The 18305-nt window shown below is 59.7% G+C and carries 18 protein-coding genes; 12 read left to right on the forward strand and 6 right to left on the reverse strand.

The features are described from left to right. The 9 genes from repA to N2600_RS24275 all read left to right on the forward strand — a co-directional run bounded on the left by repA (position 1) and on the right by N2600_RS24275 (position 9469). Entirely contained in the window at positions 1–1194 is a 1194-nt protein-coding gene (gene repA / locus N2600_RS24235; RefSeq protein ID WP_170279700.1) for a plasmid partitioning protein RepA, read from the forward strand. 3 nt (positions 1195–1197) lie between these two features. Beyond that, on the forward strand, positions 1198–2199 hold the full coding sequence (repB, locus tag N2600_RS24240) for a plasmid partitioning protein RepB (RefSeq protein WP_222280681.1): 1002 nt from the start codon (positions 1198–1200) through the stop codon (positions 2197–2199). Between the two features lie 154 nt (positions 2200–2353). After that, positions 2354–3649, forward strand: coding sequence for a plasmid replication protein RepC (gene repC / locus N2600_RS24245; RefSeq protein WP_222280680.1), 1296 nt, complete (start codon positions 2354–2356; stop codon positions 3647–3649). Positions 3650–3763: 114 nt separating this feature from the next. Next, complete coding sequence (locus N2600_RS24250; RefSeq protein ID WP_222280679.1) at positions 3764–4648, forward strand: dihydrodipicolinate synthase family protein; 885 nt, start codon at positions 3764–3766, stop codon at positions 4646–4648. Between the two features lie 7 nt (positions 4649–4655). Further along, positions 4656–5333 carry a GntR family transcriptional regulator gene (locus N2600_RS24255; RefSeq protein ID WP_170276273.1) on the forward strand — a complete coding sequence of 226 codons (678 nt, stop codon included), beginning with the start codon at positions 4656–4658 and terminating at the stop codon, positions 5331–5333. Positions 5334–5388: 55 nt separating this feature from the next. Beyond that, positions 5389–6717 (forward strand): ABC transporter substrate-binding protein, encoded by a 1329-nt coding sequence (locus N2600_RS24260; protein ID WP_222385402.1) that lies wholly within the window; start codon positions 5389–5391, stop codon positions 6715–6717. Continuing rightward, positions 6717–7655: a carbohydrate ABC transporter permease gene (locus N2600_RS24265; RefSeq protein WP_222385401.1), complete on the forward strand. Its 939-nt coding sequence runs from the start codon at positions 6717–6719 to the stop codon at positions 7653–7655. Before N2600_RS24260 ends, N2600_RS24265 begins: the two co-directional genes overlap by 1 nt. Then, positions 7655–8470 carry a carbohydrate ABC transporter permease gene (locus tag N2600_RS24270; RefSeq protein WP_260299121.1) on the forward strand — a complete coding sequence of 272 codons (816 nt, stop codon included), beginning with the start codon at positions 7655–7657 and terminating at the stop codon, positions 8468–8470. Before N2600_RS24265 ends, N2600_RS24270 begins: the two co-directional genes overlap by 1 nt. Positions 8471–8488: 18 nt before the next feature. After that, positions 8489–9469: a sugar kinase gene (locus N2600_RS24275; RefSeq protein WP_260299122.1), complete on the forward strand. Its 981-nt coding sequence runs from the start codon at positions 8489–8491 to the stop codon at positions 9467–9469. A gap of 25 nt (positions 9470–9494) precedes the next feature. Here N2600_RS24275 and N2600_RS24280 read toward each other — a convergent pair whose 3' ends face one another. The 3 genes from N2600_RS24280 to N2600_RS24290 all read right to left on the reverse strand — a co-directional run bounded on the left by N2600_RS24280 (position 9495) and on the right by N2600_RS24290 (position 12620). Next, a complete protein-coding gene (locus N2600_RS24280; protein WP_017967361.1) occupies positions 9495–10340 on the reverse strand; it encodes a carbohydrate ABC transporter permease in 846 nt (281 codons plus the stop codon). Positions 10341–10345: 5 nt separating this feature from the next. Then, positions 10346–11284, reverse strand: a complete 939-nt coding sequence (locus tag N2600_RS24285) for a carbohydrate ABC transporter permease (protein ID WP_222385397.1) — start codon at positions 11282–11284, stop codon at positions 10346–10348. Between the two features lie 88 nt (positions 11285–11372). Next, positions 11373–12620, reverse strand: a complete 1248-nt coding sequence (locus N2600_RS24290) for an ABC transporter substrate-binding protein (protein WP_162115646.1) — start codon at positions 12618–12620, stop codon at positions 11373–11375. 571 nt (positions 12621–13191) lie between these two features. On the opposite strand from N2600_RS24290, the gene N2600_RS24295 reads away from it, so the two are divergent. Next, positions 13192–14226, forward strand: a complete 1035-nt coding sequence (locus N2600_RS24295) for a LacI family DNA-binding transcriptional regulator (protein WP_222280674.1) — start codon at positions 13192–13194, stop codon at positions 14224–14226. A gap of 19 nt (positions 14227–14245) precedes the next feature. Here the strand turns inward: N2600_RS24295 and N2600_RS24300 are convergent, their stop codons facing one another. Beyond that, positions 14246–15181 (reverse strand): alpha/beta hydrolase, encoded by a 936-nt coding sequence (locus N2600_RS24300; RefSeq protein WP_260299123.1) that lies wholly within the window; start codon positions 15179–15181, stop codon positions 14246–14248. Then, positions 15178–16326 (reverse strand): Gfo/Idh/MocA family protein, encoded by a 1149-nt coding sequence (locus N2600_RS24305; RefSeq protein WP_260299124.1) that lies wholly within the window; start codon positions 16324–16326, stop codon positions 15178–15180. Before N2600_RS24305 ends, N2600_RS24300 begins: the two co-directional genes overlap by 4 nt. Before the next feature lie 93 nt (positions 16327–16419). On the opposite strand from N2600_RS24305, the gene N2600_RS24310 reads away from it, so the two are divergent. Beyond that, positions 16420–16602 carry a hypothetical protein gene (locus N2600_RS24310; protein WP_260299125.1) on the forward strand — a complete coding sequence of 61 codons (183 nt, stop codon included), beginning with the start codon at positions 16420–16422 and terminating at the stop codon, positions 16600–16602. Beyond that, a complete protein-coding gene (locus tag N2600_RS24315; protein ID WP_260299126.1) occupies positions 16599–17417 on the forward strand; it encodes a sugar phosphate isomerase/epimerase family protein in 819 nt (272 codons plus the stop codon). Before N2600_RS24310 ends, N2600_RS24315 begins: the two co-directional genes overlap by 4 nt. A gap of 92 nt (positions 17418–17509) precedes the next feature. Here the strand turns inward: N2600_RS24315 and N2600_RS24320 are convergent, their stop codons facing one another. Continuing rightward, entirely contained in the window at positions 17510–18271 is a 762-nt protein-coding gene (locus N2600_RS24320; protein WP_260299127.1) for a DeoR/GlpR family DNA-binding transcription regulator, read from the reverse strand. Between the last annotated feature and the right edge of the window lie 34 nt (positions 18272–18305).

Below are 18305 nucleotides of genomic sequence, written 5' to 3' on the forward strand. Positions count from 1 at the left end.
ATGCAGCCGAGTCTTGCTTTTCAAGACGATCAAGAGCACCTCCCATCGCTTCTGGCAACAGATGCGAAGGAGTTATCCTATCAACTTCAGCAGCATCAGGCAAAAATCTTTCCCCCGCTCTCGCAAAAGACCATCAGAACATTTTCGCCGGCGGAAGCTGCAGCCTTTATCGGCATCGGCGAAGGTTATCTCCGCCAGATAGCCGCCGACGGCCATGGGCCCGATCCGCTCGCAAACGGACGGCGGCTTTACAGTGCAACGGATATGGACCGGATTCGCCGGGTCCTCGACGAGCGAAACGGAACACCGAAATATGTGCCGGCCCGCCGGCCGGGGGAAAAACTCCAGATCATCTCCGTCATGAATTTCAAGGGTGGCTCGGGCAAGACCACCACTGCGGCTCATCTGGCGCAGTTCATGGCGCTCAGGGGCTACCGCGTGCTCGCCGTCGACCTCGATCCGCAGGCCTCCTTGTCCGCCTTGTTCGGTCATCAGCCGGAGTTCGACGTCGGAGAGGGCGAAACGATCTACGGTGCGATCCGATATGAGGAGCCGCGCCCCATCGCCGACATCGTCCGCGCCACCTACACGCCCAATCTGCATCTCATTCCGGGCAATCTCGAGCTGATGGAATTCGAGCACGAGACGCCGAAGGCGATGGCGTCGGGTACGGCGGAGACGATGTTCTTTGCCCGCATCGGCGAAGTCCTGACGGAGATCGAAAGCCTTTACGATGTGGTGGTCATCGACTGCCCGCCGCAGCTGGGGTTCCTGACGATGTCGGCGCTCTGCGCGGCCACCTCGGTGTTGATCACGGTTCACCCGCAGATGCTGGATGTCATGTCGATGTCGCAGTTTCTGACGATGACGAGTGAGTTGATGTCGGTTGTCGAAAAGGCCGGAGGGCGTACCAGCTATGACTGGATGCGCTATCTGGTGACGCGGTTCGAGCCGAACGACGGACCGCAAAGCCAGATGACCGGCTTCATGCGGGCGATCTTCGGCAATCGAATGCTCCACAATGCCATGGTGAAGTCGACGGCAGTGGCCGACGCCGGCGTCACCAAGCAGACACTCTACGAGGTCGAGCGGTCGCAGTTCACACGCGGAACCTACGATCGGGCTCTGGAGTCCCTCAATCTCGTGAACGGCGAGATTGAGGCGCATATTCGCTCGACCTGGGGGAGGAAATAGCAGATGGCGCGCAAGAACCTCATCGAAATTTCCGCTCCGAACCCGGAAAGGATGGACGCAGTCGCACCGCGCGACAATCGTCCGATCGCCGGATTCGTGCCACAGGAGCGCAGTGCAGCGCCGGTCGGCGGTATCACCAAGACGCTCGGCAACATTACCGAGAAGATGGAGCGGGCAAGTGAGCTGGAACGGCAGCTCGCTGCCGGCCAGACCGTCGTCGAACTCGATCCCGGACTGATCGATGCTTCCTTCGTCAGCGATCGATTGGCGATCGACGCGGCCGAACTTGCGCAGCTTGTCGAGCAGATCCGCGAGCATGGCCAGCAGGTTCCGATCCTCGTCCGCCCGCATCCCGAAACCAGGGGACGCTATCAGGTCGCCTACGGCCATCGGCGCCTGGCTGCCGCCCGAGAAATCGGCATCCGGGTGCGCGCGGTCGTCCGCGATCTCACCGACGGTCAGCTGGTCGTCAGCCAGGGACAGGAAAACAGCGCTCGAACCAATCTCTCCTATATCGAGCGCGCGCTCTTCGCATCGCGGCTCGAGGAACGCAGCTTTGGCCGCGATGTCATCATGGCGGCTCTCGGCGTGGACAAGGCGGCGCTGTCGAGAATGCTGATCGTCATCCGGCAGGTTCCCCTGGACCTCGTCAACGCCATTGGCGCAGCACCCGATATCGGCCGCCGGCGATGGCTAGAACTGGGCGAGCGGCTTGAGAAAGCCGATGTCGACAAGATCATCGTGGAGTTGTCCGCGGACGACGCGCGCAAAATTTCGAGCGACGAGCGGTTTCAGCGGGCACTCGTTCTGGCAACGAAGAAGACGGCTGCGCCGAAACCGGCGGTGGCCAAAACCCAGGTTAGTGGCGTGCCTGTCATGATCAAAAAGACAGCGTCCGGTGCAACCTTCGTCTTCGACGCCAAGACCGCACCCGGTTTCGATCAATTCGTCCAGGAAAGGCTGAAGGGCCTGTTCCAGGAGTTCAACAAGGACAGAGGAGCGTAGCGCGCAAAAGAAAAAGGCCCCCAACGACGCCGTCGTGGAAGCCCTTCTCAGATCTTAAGCACATCGAGAATCGCATTTCCACGAATCACAGTCAAGCGTCTTAGGCACCAAATTGGTGGATGGTTTTCTTTTGCCTGAACGAAGGTAAAGGCAAATGGAGAGTGGATATGTGACGACGCCCTTTGGGCGGCGGCCGATGTCGCTTGGCATGCTGGCAAGCCAGCAACTGGCCGAGACCATCGAGCCGGGGATGAAGCGCAGCAAGTGGAAGCTGTTCAGGGCGATCTGCGAAGCGCGGCCGGCGCTCGGCGTTACCGATCGAGCGCTGACGGTGCTCGACGCGCTTCTGACCTTCTACCCAGACGACGAGATTTCCGAGGAGAAGGGCCTGATTGTGTTCCCGTCGAATGCGCAGCTTTCGCTGCGCGCCCGCGGCATGACGCCAGCGACCCTCAGGCGGCATCTTGCCGTTCTGGTCGAGGCCGGCCTGATCCTGCGCAAGGACAGCCCGAATGGAAAGCGCTATGCGCGACGCGACAGGGCAGGGACCGTCGGCGAGGCCTTCGGGTTCAGCGTAGCACCGCTTCTGGCGCGTGCAGTCGAAATCGAAACCCTGGCCGCCCAGGCGGTTACCGACCGGGAACTGCTGCGCGCGATCAGGGAACGGTTGACCATCTGCCGGCGCGACATCTCCAAGATGATTGCGACGGCCCTCGAAGAAGAGGTCCCCGGTGATTGGGAAGGCATTGCAGCGATGTTTCGAACGCTCCTTGCCCGGATTCCGCGCGTGGCGACCACTGAGCAATTGACCCCGCTACTCGATGAGATGGGGTTGCTTCGGGCTGAAATCGTCAACTTGCTGGAAAAGCAGATAAAAACACAAAAAATAGACGCCAATGAGTCTCAGATTGAGCATCACAAACAGAATTCAAATCCCAACTCCACTCATGAACTTGAACCAAGCTTCGAGACGAAGCAGGGCGAAAGGGCAGTTGCCGATCTTGAACCGAATGCCGGACCGCCGGACGAGCAAAGACTGAAACAACCGAAGCTTTCCGGCAACAGGACGGGGGGCGCCGCCGATCCAGGGGCTGGGCATAACCTGAAATCCTTCCCGCTCGGCCTCGTCCTCCAAGCCTGCCCCGGTATTCTCGACTACGGGCCTGGCGGAACCATCGGCAACTGGCGAGATTTGATGTCGGCTGCTGTCGTCGTGCGCTCGATGCTCGGCGTCAGTCCCTCGGCCTATGAGGAAGCCTGCTCCGGCATGGGGCCGGAAAATGCCGCCACCGTGATTGCCTGCATTCTGGAAAGGGGAGGCCACATCAACTCGCCCGGCGGCTATCTCAGAGATCTGACCCGCAGGACCGAGAGGGGTGAGTTTGCGATCGGCCCGATGCTGATGGCGCTCGTGCGGGCGAACGGGCCAACAGCAAGGCGTGCCAGTTGACCGGAGGGAAGCCGCGGCCGCGACAAATCGTGTAACGAGACGGTGTGCAATCACCTCTTTACATCTAACATGTTAGTCTGCTACATCTGAGCCGGTAATTGGGAGGAGGCATATTTGACACAAAAATTCGGGCTCTCAGTCGCTCTCGCCACACCATTCGACAGCCACGGCGGCATCATGATCGAGGCGATGATCGAGCAGGCACGGCGAAGCCTCGCTGCCGGATGTTCGAGCGTGACGCTGTTCGGGACGACGGGTGAAGGTTCTTCCATCGGAACCAAGGAACGTGAACGTGTTCTCACTTCCATGCTTGATAATGGGATAGCAGCAAAGCAAATCATCGTCGGCGTGCTGGTCGACGCGGCCGAGGATGCGGCGATGCAGGCCGGGCATGCGCTTTCCGAGGGAGCCCGCAATATCCTTCTTGCTCCCCCTTCCTACTTCAAAAACGTCAGTGACGACGGCGTCTTCCAGTGGTTTTCGGCTGTTTTCGCCATCCTGGGCGAGAAGGCGCGAGATATTATCGTCTACAACATTCCCTCGGTCACCATGGTCCCGCTGAGCGTATCGCTGATCGGCCGGCTGCGGACCGCCTTTCCCAATATCGTCACGGGCGTCAAGGATTCTTCCGGCGACTGGCCGTTCACGGAAGCGCTGTTGAAGGCGCATGGCGATCTTGTCATCCTGGTGGGGGACGAACGTCATCTGGCGAAGGGCGTGCGGCTTGGCGGCCAGGGTGCGATCTCCGGCATGGCGAATTTCGTACCCCACGAAGTCAAGCTGATGGCAGAAGACGGCAAGGACGATTCCCGCATCGAGGATTTCGTTGACGAACTGCTGAAATTTCCGGTGACCGCTGCTGTGAAAGCGATGGTCGCTCACCTCACGTCGGATGAAATCTGGCTTGCGGTTCGCCCGCCACTCGTTTCAATATGCGGCGAAGGGCAGGCGCAACTCGCTCTTGCGTTCGACACTCTTTTCCGCTCGAAAGCGGCATAGGTTGGACATGCTTCTGGGAGAGGCGATGGACGGAACGGACGAGCAGCCGACACTGCGGGAAAAGGCGTATGAGAGCTTCACACGCCACCTTCTTGCGCGTGACGTGCGCCCCGGCCAGTTCGTTTCGCAGCGCCGCCTCGTTGAGCTGACGGGGTTGACGCTTGGCGCCATCCGCGAACTCATCCCGAGGCTCGAAGCCGAAGGTCTGATCAAGACGGTGCCCCAGCGGGGGTTGCAGATTGCGCATATCGACCTGAACCTTATTCGCGAGGCGTTCCAGCTGCGCGTCTTCCTGGAGAAGGAAGCAGTCGCGCTTTTCACCCGCTCTGCGTCGGACGAGACGATCGCCGGGCTGCTGAAGCAGCATCGAGATATCGCCGACGCCATTCGAAACGGCGATGGATCGCACGAGTTGGAGGTGCACGCGCAAGCTGTCGATTGGGGCATGCACGATGCCTTTATCGATGCGCTTGGAAATACCATCATCTCGAATGCCTACCGGGTGAACTCGATCAAGATGCGCCTGATCAGTCAGGACCGTTTTCGCATCGATGGTCACGTCGGACCTGTCATGGGCGAGCATCTGAAAGTGCTCGAGGCGATCGAAAGACGATCGGCGGAGGACGCCGTCAACAGCCTTGTCGCACACATCAATCACGCAAGAGATCGTGCGCTCAGGATATAATCGGAAATAAACAGCCGGGGGTGAGGAGATCGCCGGCAAAAGGAGGAGGTACCACATGTCATCGTTTTTGAACCCGACGAGGCGCGGCTTTCTGGCGGGTACGGCCGCTTTTGGCGCCAGCAGCATGCTCGGCGTGCGGTTGGCGTCGGCTGCTGTCGATTGGAAGCGCTTTGCCGGCACGACGCTCGAAGTCAACCTGGTCAAGAGCCCGCGCAGCGAAATACTTCTGAAGTACCTGTCCGAATTCGAGGAGCTTACCGGCATCAAGGTCAATGCCGAAGCGACGCCCGAACAACAGCAGCGCCAGAAGACGACCATCGAGCTGAGCTCCGGCAAGCCGAGCTTCGACGTCGTGCACATGAGCTATCATGTCCAGAAGCGGCAGTTCGAAAAGGGCGGCTGGCTTGCGGATATCGGCGGTTTTCTCAAGGACCCCTCTCTGACCGACCCGTCTCTGGTTGAAACCGACTTTGCCGAAGCCGGCCTGACTTTTGCCAAAGATCCGGACGGCGTTCTGCGTTCGCTTCCATTCTCGGTCGATTACTGGATCATCTATTGGAACAAGGCGCTGTTTGAGAAGAAGGGGCTTTCCTACCCGACGACGTTCGAAGAACTCGCCAGTGCTGCCGAGGCGCTCACCGATCCTTCGAGCAACACCTACGGCTTCGTCGCCCGCGGCCTGAAGAACGCCAATACCCCGGTCTGGACGTCGCTGCTGCTCGGCTATGGTTCGAGCCCGCTCGGCCCTGATGGCAAGCTGCGCACGACATCGCAGGAAGCGATCGATGCGGCCAAGCTCTATCAAAGGCTGATGACCAAGACAGCCCCTCCCGGCGTTTCCGGCTTCAACTGGGCCGAGGCGCAGTCGGCCTTCCTGCAGGGCAAGATCGGCATGTGGCTGGACGGCGTTGGTTTTGCGCCGCCGATCGAGAATCCGGAAAAATCGCGTGTCGTTGGCCAGGTCGGTTACGGCATCATGCCGAAAGGTCCGAAGGCACAGGCAGCAGGCACCTTCGGCGACGGGCTTGGCGTCGTCGCGGCAAGCCAGAAAAAGGAAGCAGGCTATCTCTTCTGCCAATGGGCGATTTCGCATGAAATGGGCGCACGTCTGCTGCAGGCCGGTGCCGGCGTTCCTTTCCGCCAGTCCGTCCTCGAGGACGCGAAGGTCCGCGAAGGCGTCAAGATGCCGGGCGCATGGCTTGATGCCGTCGTCGGTTCCGGCAAGATCTCGCAGCTCGCGCTGCCGGTCATCATTCCGGTCACCGAGTTCCGCGACATTTATGGCGTCGGTCTCACCAACATGATCGGCGGCGCCGATCCCGAAACAGAACTGAAGGCAGCGACGGCACAGTTCGAACCCGTCCTGGCAAAAAGCGAGGGATAATGGCCTCGACAAGCATCGAAACGGCTGCCGTGGCCAAGACGTTGAAAGGAAGGAGCAAACCGGATCGGTTTGCTCCCAACTACTGGCCCTTCGTCATCCCGGCGCTGATCGTCATCGCCGCCGTCATCGTCTTTCCGTGGGTGTTTACGGTATGGATGAGCGTCAACAGCTGGACGCTCGGCCAATCGCAGGTCTTTGCGGGGCTGGACAATTACGTACGCCTCGCCACCGACATGCGTTTTTGGGAGTCGCTGTGGCATACGGTGCTCTATACGACGCTCTCCGTGGTGGTTCCCCTGTTTCTGGGGACGCTCGCGGCGCTGATCTTCGATGCTCAATTTCCGTTGCGCGGTCTTATACGCGGCATATTCGTGATGCCGATGATGGCCACACCCGTCGCCATCGCACTCGTCTGGACGATGATGTTCCATCCGCAGCTCGGCGTCCTCAACTATCTCCTCTCCTTCATCGGCATCGGCCCGCAGGAGTGGATCTATAATCAGAGCAGCGTCATCCCGTCGCTGGTGCTGGTCGAGACCTGGCAGTGGACGCCGCTTATCATGCTGATCGTGCTCGGCGGTCTGGCGGCGGTTCCGCGCGAGCCCTATGAAAGTGCTGAGATCGACGGCGCCAATGTCTGGCAGAAATTCCGCTATCTGACGCTGCCGATGATCGCGCCGTTCCTGATGATTGCCGTGATCATCCGCAGCATCGATGCGGTGAAAAGTTTCGACATCATCTATGCCATGACCCAAGGCGGTCCCGGCACGGCGTCGGAGACGATCAACATCTATCTCTACAACACCGCTTTCGCCTATTACGATATCGGCTATGGCTCGGCGATGGCGGTTGTCTTCTTCATCCTCATCGTCCTGCTCTCCTTCGTCCTTATGATGCTCCGGCAGCGCGTGAACTGGTCCGACGGGGAGGCACGCTGATGAAGCGCAAGACACTCGATCGCATCGGACTGCTGTTTGTTGCCCTGGTGATGATCTCGCCGGTTGTCCTGTTCTTCCTCTGGATGATCTCGCTGTCGCTGAAATATGAGATCGACAGTGGCGCCTACCCGCCGATCTTCATTCCAGAGCGGTTGGCCTGGTCGAATTATCTGAAGGTCTTCGAAGAGAACAACTTCTTCCTCTATCTCTGGAATTCGGTGCTTGTGACGGGTGCGGCCACACTTCTGGCGCTGCTGATTGGCGTACCGGCCGGATATGGCATCGCACGGCTGAAGGCGGAGAAGTCCGCGATGGTCATCATGATAGCGCGCATGACGCCCGGCCTTTCCTTCCTGATCCCGCTCTTTCTGCTGTTCCAGTGGCTGAATGTGCTTGGAACGCTCCTGCCGCAGATCATCATCCATCTCGTCGTCACCGTGCCGATCGTCGTGTGGATCATGATTGGTTATTTCGAAACGACGCCGATGGAGCTGGAGGAGGCTGCAAGCATCGACGGCGCAACACCCTGGCAGGTTTTCCGCCTGGTCGCCTTGCCTATTGCCAGGCCGGGCATCGTTGTCGCCTTCATCCTGTCGGTCATCTTCTCGTGGAACAACTTCGTCTTCGGCATCGTGCTCGCCAGCCGCGAGACGCGCACGCTTCCTGTTGCTGTTTACAACATGCTCTCGTTCGAGCAGGTCAGTTGGGGACCGCTCGCGGCGGCGGCGTTGATCGTCACCTTGCCTGTGCTGATCTTGACGGTGTTTGCGCAACGGCAGATCGTGGCGGGCCTGACGGCCGGAGCCGTCAAGTGAGCGGGTGAGACAACGGTTTTGACGACTTCTACTGCCTTCGAGCAGCCTCCCGGTCAGGCGCGCCGCGTTTTGTGTGTCGGCGCGGCGGTTATGGACACCCTGTTTCGCGTGCGCTCGCTACCCACCGGCCAGGGCAAAATTCTGCCCTACGACATGCTGCAGATCGCCGAGGGCATGGCGTCGAGCGCCGCCTTTGCGGTCGCCCGGCTGGGCGGCCATGCCAGCCTCTGGGGTGCCGTCGGCAATGACGCCACCGGCGATCGCATCATTGCCGATCTCAGCGAGAGCGGTATAGATACGAGCGGCATGCTGCGTGTGGAAGGCGCCCGCTCGGCGATCTCTACCATCCTTGTCGATGATCAGGGCGAGCGCCTCATTGTGCCTTTCTACGATGCGGGCCTGCACGAGACGCTCAAGCCGGTCACAGCAGAGGACATTTCTTCTTTCGACGCGGTTCTGGTTGACGTCCGGTGGCCGAAGCTCGCACTGCGGACGCTGTTGGGGGCCCGAAAGGCAGGCAGGCCGGCCATTCTCGATGGCGATGTCGCAAGCGATGGCGTGATCGAGATGCTGGCGCCGGCAGCCAGCCACATCGTGTTCTCGCAGCCGGCGGCCGAACGGCTTTCTGGAGCAGCCGAGCTGGTGAAGGTCGTCGGCCTTTTGAAACGAAAGTTCGAGCATGCTTTCATCAGCGTCACCGCTGGCGAAAACGGCTGCTTCTGGTTCGATGAGCTGACCGGCGAAGTCTTCCATCTTGCCGCTCCGAAGGTGAGGGCCGTCGATACGCTCGCAGCCGGCGATATCTTCCATGGCGCTTTTGCGCTGGCTACTGCGGAAGGCATGCCGATCGAGGAGACGATGCGCTTTGCATCCATGGCGGCGGCGCTCAAGTGCCAGGTGTTTGGCGGTCGCACCGGGGCACCTAACCGAGCCGAGGTCGGCGATGCCCTGCGGGATTGGGACGTCGGCGTTAGCCGCAGCGCTTTGCTCCCGTTATGAAATTCGAAACGCGATCAGCGCCCCATCAGCTTTTGACCGAGCCGGCGGTCATGCCCGCCAGGAAGTAGCGTTGAGCAACCAGATAAAGGACCAAGAGGGGCAGGGAACCGAGCACGCTCATCGCCATCATCTCGTTCCATTCGAAGGCGTGCTGGCCCATCAGAAGCTGGATACCGATCGGAACCGTCCTGAGGTTCATCGATTTCGTCAGCGTCAGCGCAAAGAGGAATTCGTTCCAGGCTAGCAGAAACGTGTAGACCGCCGTGGCAACGATCCCGGGGATGGAGACGGGAACGATGACGCGCCAAAGCGCCGTCCAGCTTGAGCCGCCGTCGACAAGGACGGCCTCGTCCAGTTCTTTCGGCAGCGTGTTGAGATAGCCTGTCATCAGCAGGACGGCGTAAGGCAGGGTGAAGACCATGTAGGTGAGGATCAGCGCCAGATAAGTATCGAATATCCTGAAGGCGACCACCATGCCGAAATACGGGATGAGAAGGGTGATCGGCGGAACGGTCTGGGTGCTGATGATGAAGATGTTCAAGGTGTTCTTGAACCGGAACTGATAGCGGCTGAAACCGTAGGCGGTCACGATCGCGACGACCAGAGTCAGGCAGGTGACGACGCCGGCCACGAAGTAGCTGTTGATGAAGAACCGCACTTTTACCGGATCGTTGAAAATCGTCAGATAGGCGGCAACCGTAAAATCATCCGGCAACAGCCGCGGCGGAAGGGCGAAGATTTCCGTATTCGATTTCAGTGAGCTGAAAAACATCCACACGATCGGAAAGGTGGAGAAGACAAGACCGATCGCCAGGCCGAGATAGGTCAGGATGGTCGGCAATGCCGAACTCTTGAAGGAACGCTTTGCCATGGCGGTTACCTGCGCTGCTGGTGTTTGATATAGAAATAGGTAACGCTCATCGAGATAATCAGGATGATCATCGCACTCGCCGAAGCCAGTGAGAATTCGTACTGGGAGAAGGCGAGCTTATAGGTGAAGGTGGAAAGCACTTCCGTCGAATAGATCGGGCCGCCGCCCGTCGTCATCCACACCAGCGGAAAAACCTGCATCGTCCAGATGAAATCGAGGAGCGCGATGCTGATGATGATCGGCATCAGCTGCGGAATGGTGATGTACCAGAACTTTTGCACTTCGTTCGCGCCGTCGATACCGGCTGCCTCGTAAAGCTCCTTCGAAATGCCCTGGAGGCCGGCGAGCAGGCTGACCATGTAGAGCGGATAGCCTGCCCAGATGTTTGCGAAGGTCAAAGCGTGGATGGCGGTGCGTGTCGACGAAAACCACTCGACCTTGAAGTTGATGATATGGAGCGCCATCAGCACGCTGTTGATGACGCCGTTCGGGTCGAGCAGCAGGCGCCAGATGATGGCGATAATGACGGCGGTGAACAGCCAGGGCAGGATGAAGAGTACACGCAGGATGCTGCGAATAAGCGGATCGACGCGGTTGGTGTTCAACAGCAGCGCGAATGCCAAGCCGATGATGAAGTGGAAGACGACGCTCATGATCGTGAAGTAAAGCGTCTGTACCAACGACTGCCAGAAGACCGGATTTTCGAAGATGGTCATATAATTCTGGACGCCCGCGAAGGCAGCGTCCTTTTTCATGATGGCGCCATCCATCAGCGAATATCTGAAGACCATCACCATGGGGAACAGCATCAGCAGCACAAGCAGCAGGCTCGCCGGCGAAACGTAGAAATACGGCACCAGCTTCCTCAAGGTGCTGTAACGAAGCCATCCTTTTCTCCGCGCTTTGGATTGCGCAGCGACCAGAGCCGTAGCCGAATGGTTCATGAGCTGTGACTTTCTATTCTGCCGAAATTTGACGACTTGCACCGGCAGCGCCTGTTTGCGCTGCCGGTGATCCGTGAAAGCGACGTGCTTAGAACTTCGCCAGCCAAGCCTTCTCGGTGTTGGCAGCTGCCTCCTTGGCTGACTGCCCGCCGTCGAACATCTTCTGAACTTCGACATTCATGTCGCGCATCAGCTCTTCGGCAACCGGAAGGCCGACGAATTCGTTCGCCGGATAACCGCTCTGGAAGATTTTGAAGGCTTCCGCGAAGATCGGGTCCGAGGCCACGAAGTCCGGCTTGGCATGGACGTTGCCGGGGAAGGCGTTGGCAATCGAGACCAGACGGCCGTTGACGTCAGGGCTCATCAGGTATTCGACGAGCTTCCAGGCCTCTTCCTTGTGCTGGCTGCCCTCGCTGATGCCGATGCCCCAGGACGCATAGGGCATGCCGCGCTTGCCTGTGTAGCCGTCAGTGGCCGGCAAGGCGGAGATGCCGAAATTGAGCTTCGGATTGCGCTCGCGGATGAGGTTCACATGGGCGAGGGAATCCACCATCATGCCGACGCGGCCGTTGACGAATTCCTCGACCTTGTCCTGTTCCTTCTTGGCGAAGATGCCGGGAGAAATAACGCCTTCCTTGTTGAGGGAGGCGATATAGTCGAGCGTGCCGACGACGGCGGCATTTTCGAGGTCAGGCTTGCCGTCCTTCATCATCGAGGCGCCGGAGGCCCAGACCCAGGACATCACGTCGTTCTGGATTCCACTCGGAGACTGCAGCGACAGCGGCAGAACCCAGCCGTACTGGTTCTTCGAGGCGTCGGTCATCTTCTTTGCGGCTTCGGCGAATTCCGTGCGCGTGGTCGGCAGCTTGTCGACGCCGGCGGCCTTGGAGATATCCAGATTGACGAAGACCGGGTAGACGAAGGATGCCAGCGGGAACATCACGCTCTTGCCATCGACCTTGACGATATCGGTGATCTGGCTCTTGTCGTATTTCGCCTTCTCCATCAGTTCGTCCATCGAGGCGATCGCGCCCTGCTTGGAGAGCCCGTTTACCCAGGCGCCATCCAGCCCTACCACGTCGCTCAGCGTTCCGGAGGCTGCGCCGACGACGATCTGGTCACGCGTCGTGGCATAGGGACCGCTAACCAGCGTCACCTTAATGCCGGGATTTTTGGCCTCGAAATCGTTCATAATGCCGCGCAGGGCGCCGGACGGCATTTCGGGTTCCCACCATTGAATGAACTCGATGGTGGTGTCGGCAAACGCGGATGTGGCGCAGAGCGCCCATACCGCTACGGCCGCCCGCATGGTCACGCCGAATTTTCTGATATTCATCTGTGCCTCCCAAAGATTGTCCCGTTAATCGATCCTCCTCAAGATCGTAGGCAAAGTAGGTTCCCTGGAGCCCCTTGCTGTCAATGAAGAACTGCGATCGGGAAAAGATGGGAGGCCGGCATGCACGGTGCGTGTTGAGTTAAATCATTGATAAGAAATAATAAAGGTGATTGACATCGGCAGTAATTTTCTACAGCATTTGTGTTGCTTGTGATGCATTTTTTCTTTACTTTCGTAAACAAATGAAAGTTTACCCAACAGAATGAAAAGCGTGGAACCTGGCGTCTTCACGGCAAATTTGGGAATTTGGGGTGCTGAAACAAGCACTTTTTGCAACCACGCGGCGCAGACGGTGCAATTCGCAGTGAAGGGAATATTTCGATTTTCGAAAGGGAGGGCAGAGCCTGCACCAAAAACGACGGATCACGCCGGCTTACGCGGTGATTTTCGACGATTCAGGATCCGAAGATCACCTGTACAAATTGCCAATGCGTGATTTGGCGCGCCAGAGGATCGGCCGTTGCGTGAATCATTGCCGATTGTTGTCGTCGTCCCGCCAGTAAGGAATTGAATGGCCAAGAAAAACTATAAATCGATGGACGACTTCGCGAGCGCCGCCGGCGTTTCGCGTCCGACCTTGTCGAAATATTTCGATGACCCCTCGCAGATCAAGGAGGTGACCCGCAAGCGGATCGAGGCGGCTCTGAAGAAGTCGCATTTCGAGCCGAACCTTTTCGCGCGGCATCTCAATCGCAAGCGGACCAGGAATATCGGCATTCTGGTCCCGACCATGTCGGATCCCTTTTATGTGCAGGTGGTGTCGCTGATTGAGTTGGAGTTGCGTGAAAGAGGATTCTGGCCCGTCCAAATCTCTTCGCACACGCGGCCGGAGCTGGAGGCGGAGGCCGTGCGGACCTTACTCTCGCTGAAGGTCGCGGGTGCGATCGTGGCGCCGCTCGGAGCTGGTTCGCGCCGTTCCGCGCTGGAAAGGCTGAGGGATGCCATACCCGTCGTCTGCTTCGACAATCCTGCCGATGCCGACCTTCCCTATGTCGGCAACGATAACGCGCAAAGCATGGCAGCCATTGTGCAATATCTCTGCCGGTCCGGTGAGCCGCCGATCTTCCTGGAAATTCCGCATATGACCGAAAATGCCGGCGAGCGGCAGGAGAGCTACCGCGCGACCATGGCAAGGGAAGGGCATTCCCCGCTGGTCATCGATTGCGACGCGCCACCTTCCTGGGAATTCGAGCGTCTCGGATACGAGCAGATGCAGAGAATTCTTGGCACTGGCGGTCTTCCCGGCAAAACGCTGCTATGCGCCAACGACCGCTTCGCTTTCGGCGCGATGGCAGCCGCCTTTGCGTCGGGGCTAAAAATAGGCCGTAGCGACACCTGCGACGTGCGCATCGCCGGACACGACGATCACCCGCTAAGCCGATATACCTGTCCGTCGCTGACGACCATGGCCCAGAACGCGCCGGAGATCGCCGCGAAATCCGTGGAGCTTTTGTTGGCACACATCGAAAGCGAAGATGATGGAACGACCCCTGTGACGAACAGGGTGATCCTCGAGGCAACGCTTATTATGCGCGATTCGGCTTGAGACTGGGCGGGTTCCCGTTTCAACGGGCAAGCCCAGGGTCCATGGTGCGCCATGCCATTGCAATGGCTTCGAGGGCCTCCTGCCCTTCCGGAATGGCCCCTCGCTTCGACACGAATCCATGGATCTGTCCGGGCCAGGTGCGGCTTGTGGCCTGCGCTTCCGAGCTGAGCCGCTCGGCATAAGCGGCCCCTTCGTCGAACAGCACGTCATATCCGGCAAGGATCACCAGGGCCGGCGCCACGCCCGTCAGCGACGCCACGCTCAGCGGCGAGGCGCGCCAATCCGACCGGCTTTCGGCGTCCGGCAAGTAGTGGTCTCGGAACCATTTCATCGCTGCGGCCGTCAAGCCGAAACCCTCTTCGTAACGTGAGTAGCTGTCCCTTGTCTGCAACTGGTCGGTCACTGGATAGATCAACACCTGTCCGATGATATCAGGCACCTGTCCGTCCCGCGCCAGCAGGGCGACGACGGCGGCCAAATTGCCGCCGGCGCTATCGCCGGCAACGATAATCCGCAAGGGATCGATGCCGAGCGCATCCGCCTGTTCCGTCATCCAGACGAGTGCGGCGGCGCAATCATCGATCGCTGCCGGAAAGGGATGTTCGGGGGCGAGGCGATAGTCGGGCGAAACCACCACGGCACCCGCCATATTGGCCAGCGTCCGGCAGATATCCTCATGAGTTTCGGGCGCGCCGATGACAAAGCCGCCGCCATGGAGATAAAGCAAGGCCGGTGCGCCCTGGCGCGGCGCAGCGCGGCCGCGCCATATCTTCAACCGGATGGCGCCTACATGCCTTTCCAGGATCTCGGCCACGTCTTCGAGCGGCCGCTGGATGTCTGCGAAACTATCGAGATACTGCTGCCGCGCCAGCGCCGGGGTGCAGCTTTCGACCGGCGTTTGCGGGTCGCCAGGCCACGCTAGGGCGCGTTTGGCGGATTCGTCCAGTTCTGTCATGCCAGCAAACTCCTCGCTTCGTCTTCCCGCAATTCTTTTGGCTGCGCGACGATACCCGAAATGGTCTGCGCGACACCGGTTTCACCTGCACGCAGGATCGCTTCCATGACTTCGAGCACATGGAGTGCCAGATCGCCCGAAGCGCGTGGCGCACGGCCTTCGATGATTGCGCGCGCGAGATCGGCAAGACCAAGCATGCGATAGTTGGCCCGATCCGGTGCTGCGATCGGCCAGTTGACGGCGCCGAAGAGTTCGCCTGATGTATCCGTTTCCTGCCAGGGCGCGCCACGGCTGGAGAGCGCGACGGAGCCGCCGAAATTGTCGGGGTCGGGCAGGCGCAGCGAACCTTCGCTTCCGTGGAGTTCGATGGGGTGATTGGAGTGGCGGAAGACGTCCCACGAGGTGCCGAAGGTGACTGTCGCACCGCAATCGAATTCCAGCAGCGACAGCACACTGGTCGGCGTGCCGACCTTGAATGTGGTGCCCTGTTTCGGTCCGTCCGCCGTGATGAGCCGCTCTTCCTGTCCGCTTGTGGCGACGGCCTGCACACGACGGATCGGCCCCATCAGATTGACCATCATCGTCAGATAATAAGGCCCCATATCCATCAGCGGGCCTGCGCCGGCCTGGTAATAAAAGCTGGGATCCGGATGCCAGTGCTCCATGCCACGCCCCATCATGAAGGCTGTCCCGGTCACCGGCTTGCCGATGGCGCCGGCTTCCATCTGCCGCCGGGCATGCCGTCCGGCCGCCCCCAGAAACGTGTCTGGCGCCGAGCCGAGCATGAGGCCCTTTACGGCGGCGGCATCCACCAAGCGGCGTCCTTCGGCGACCGTGACACCGAGCGGCTTCTCCGTAAAGACATGCTTGCCTGCCGACAGCGCCCGCATCGAAACGTCAAAATGCGCAGCCGGGATCGTCAGGTTGAGGATGAGGTCGATGTTCCTGTCGTCGATGAGGCTGTCGACGTCAGCCGCGCGCAGATCGAACTCGGCCGCTCGACGCTTGGCGGCGTCTGCGTTGAGGTCTGCACAGGCGATGATTTCGACGCCGGAAAACAGCGGCGCGTTGCGCATATAGGCGAGCGAAATATTGCCGCATCCCACAACGCCGATGCTGAGTTTCTTACAATTGGTCTGTGTCATCTAAGAACCTGATTTTGCCGTTGCGGTGCGGGGGAGTTGAGGATGTTAGTGTTTTAAGCGCAAGCAATAAATTATATTGACGCACGGTAACATTTGACCGTACGTAATGACAAGGCGCTGGGAGTCGTCGCAATCTCCGATGACGAGCCTGCCGCACCAATTTCGGCCGCCTCTCCCGCGGAAGGGGCATTCGGCAAGGCCGGCGAAGCTTCCGAGGATTGCGTGCGCGCTGCCGCTTCGGCTGTCGTCAACGGATGGGTCAGGACCAAGATATGAAAAATGCTGAGCTGCAGATCGGCTGCCAGACATTCACCTGGGAGATGCTGGGTACGGGTTGGAGCGGCGGTCCGGACGATCTGGTGCGCGCCATTGCCGACGGCGGATATGCCGGTGTCGAAATCACCGACACGATGATCGGTCGCTACGCGCTCAAGCCTGCCGACTTTGCCCGCACCCTGACGGATGCCGGCTTGGCGCTGGTTTCCTTTGCTTTCGGCTCCGCCAGCGGCTTCACGGTGGCGGAAAAGATTGCCTCCGATCTCGACACGGCACGGCGATGGGTCGATTTCGCGGCGAATTTTCCCGGCGCGATGATATCGATGGGATCGGCGACGGTCGTCTCGGATGGTCCGCGCGATGAGAAATTCGCCATTGCGGCCGAGTGCTACAATCGTGCGACCGAGATCGGACAGTCGGCTGGCGTTACCGTTGCCGTTCATCCTTCCTCGCACCACAACACGCTGCTGTTCACGCGGAACGACTATGACCGCCTGTTTGCTCTCTTGGATCCAGGAGTGGGTTGGGTGCCGGATACCGGCCATATCCTGCGTGGCGGCCAGCAGATCGGCGATACGCTGGCGGCCCACCGCGACCGTATCCGCTACGTGCATCTGAAGGATGTGGACGCCGACGGGACCTGGGCGATGCTCGGCGAAGGCGTCTGCGACGTGCCTACGGTGATTTCGGCCGTTCGGGATGCGCCGAACTTTATCGGCTGGATCGTGGTGGAAGAAGAATCGGACCATGCCGGAACCGATCCCGCCGGCGCCGTTCGCGCGAACCGCGAGACGCTTCGACGTCTGGGGTTTTAGCCCATCTCGTAGTCCGTGGCGTCGGCCAAAGCCATCCGTCGACGCCAAAGCCTCTCCTGTCTCTCTTGTAAATTGGAGAAGTGGACTGCAGGTCACGCGTAGCGAACCTCCACGCCCAGCTTGTCCAGCCGGTGGCGAATGCTGTGCGGCATGTTGCTGTCCGTGATGATCAGATCGACGCGCGATAGCGAGAAGGCTTTGGAGGAGGCGCCGATGTCGAATTTGCTCGAATCCGCCACCAGGACGACACGCCGGGCCATGCGAACCAGGTTGCGCTTTGTCCGCGCAATGTCTTCGGAGACATCGACGACGTCGAAGGACTGATCGATCGCGTGGGCGCCGACAAAGGCCTGGTGGGCGACGAGGCCGCCGACCGCTTTGTCGGAGTCCTGTACGATCGTGCTCACGGTGCTGGGAAACACGCGGCCGCCGATCATGTGCACGTCGAGCCCTGGCCGGTACATCAGATGCTGGGCGATGTTCATTGCCGTTGTCGCAACCACGACGTTGTTGACCGGTGGCATCTGCATGGCCACCTGCAGCAGCGTCGAACCGCTGTCGAAGACGATCGACTGATTGTCGATGATCTGTCGCGCAGCCATCTGGGCGATGCGTCGCTTCGCATCGAAATTGCGTTGCATGCGTTCCTCGAAGGCCGCTGCCGGCGAGTCGGACGGCAGGGCGATTGCCCCGCCATGCGTTTTGATCAGCTGCTTCTTAGCGTCCATGATTTCAAGATCGGAGCGGATCGTCACTTCCGAGACCTCGAAAAATTCCGCGAGCTGGCGGGTGCGTGCCTGCCCGATCCGTTGAAGTTCCAGCATGATCTGCTGCCGCCTCTGTTCTGCAAGCATATGTGATCCCGACTGCTGTTATCTGCAACAATGC

Source organism: Rhizobium sp. WSM1274, from assembly GCF_025200775.1.
Classification (GTDB): domain Bacteria; phylum Pseudomonadota; class Alphaproteobacteria; order Rhizobiales; family Rhizobiaceae; genus Rhizobium; species Rhizobium leguminosarum_I.

Excerpts from the sequence above, each read along its gene's own strand:
- N2600_RS24305 (WP_260299124.1), bottom strand. The coding sequence starts at position 16,326 with ATGACACAGACCAATTGTAAGAAACTCAGCATCGGCGTTGTGGGATGC.
- N2600_RS24270 (WP_260299121.1), top strand. The coding sequence starts at position 7,655 with ATGAAGCGCAAGACACTCGATCGCATCGGACTGCTGTTTGTTGCCCTG.
- N2600_RS24290 (WP_162115646.1), bottom strand. The coding sequence starts at position 12,620 with ATGAATATCAGAAAATTCGGCGTGACCATGCGGGCGGCCGTAGCGGTA.
- repB (WP_222280681.1), top strand. The coding sequence starts at position 1,198 with ATGGCGCGCAAGAACCTCATCGAAATTTCCGCTCCGAACCCGGAAAGG.
- N2600_RS24280 (WP_017967361.1), bottom strand. The coding sequence starts at position 10,340 with ATGGCAAAGCGTTCCTTCAAGAGTTCGGCATTGCCGACCATCCTGACC.
- N2600_RS24320 (WP_260299127.1), bottom strand. The coding sequence starts at position 18,271 with ATGCTTGCAGAACAGAGGCGGCAGCAGATCATGCTGGAACTTCAACGG.
- N2600_RS24285 (WP_222385397.1), bottom strand. The coding sequence starts at position 11,284 with ATGAACCATTCGGCTACGGCTCTGGTCGCTGCGCAATCCAAAGCGCGG.
- N2600_RS24265 (WP_222385401.1), top strand. The coding sequence starts at position 6,717 with ATGGCCTCGACAAGCATCGAAACGGCTGCCGTGGCCAAGACGTTGAAA.
- N2600_RS24300 (WP_260299123.1), bottom strand. The coding sequence starts at position 15,181 with ATGACAGAACTGGACGAATCCGCCAAACGCGCCCTAGCGTGGCCTGGC.
- repA (WP_170279700.1), top strand. The coding sequence starts at position 1 with ATGCAGCCGAGTCTTGCTTTTCAAGACGATCAAGAGCACCTCCCATCG.
- repC (WP_222280680.1), top strand. The coding sequence starts at position 2,354 with ATGGAGAGTGGATATGTGACGACGCCCTTTGGGCGGCGGCCGATGTCG.
- N2600_RS24315 (WP_260299126.1), top strand. The coding sequence starts at position 16,599 with ATGAAAAATGCTGAGCTGCAGATCGGCTGCCAGACATTCACCTGGGAG.
- N2600_RS24295 (WP_222280674.1), top strand. The coding sequence starts at position 13,192 with ATGGCCAAGAAAAACTATAAATCGATGGACGACTTCGCGAGCGCCGCC.
- N2600_RS24260 (WP_222385402.1), top strand. The coding sequence starts at position 5,389 with ATGTCATCGTTTTTGAACCCGACGAGGCGCGGCTTTCTGGCGGGTACG.
- N2600_RS24255 (WP_170276273.1), top strand. The coding sequence starts at position 4,656 with ATGCTTCTGGGAGAGGCGATGGACGGAACGGACGAGCAGCCGACACTG.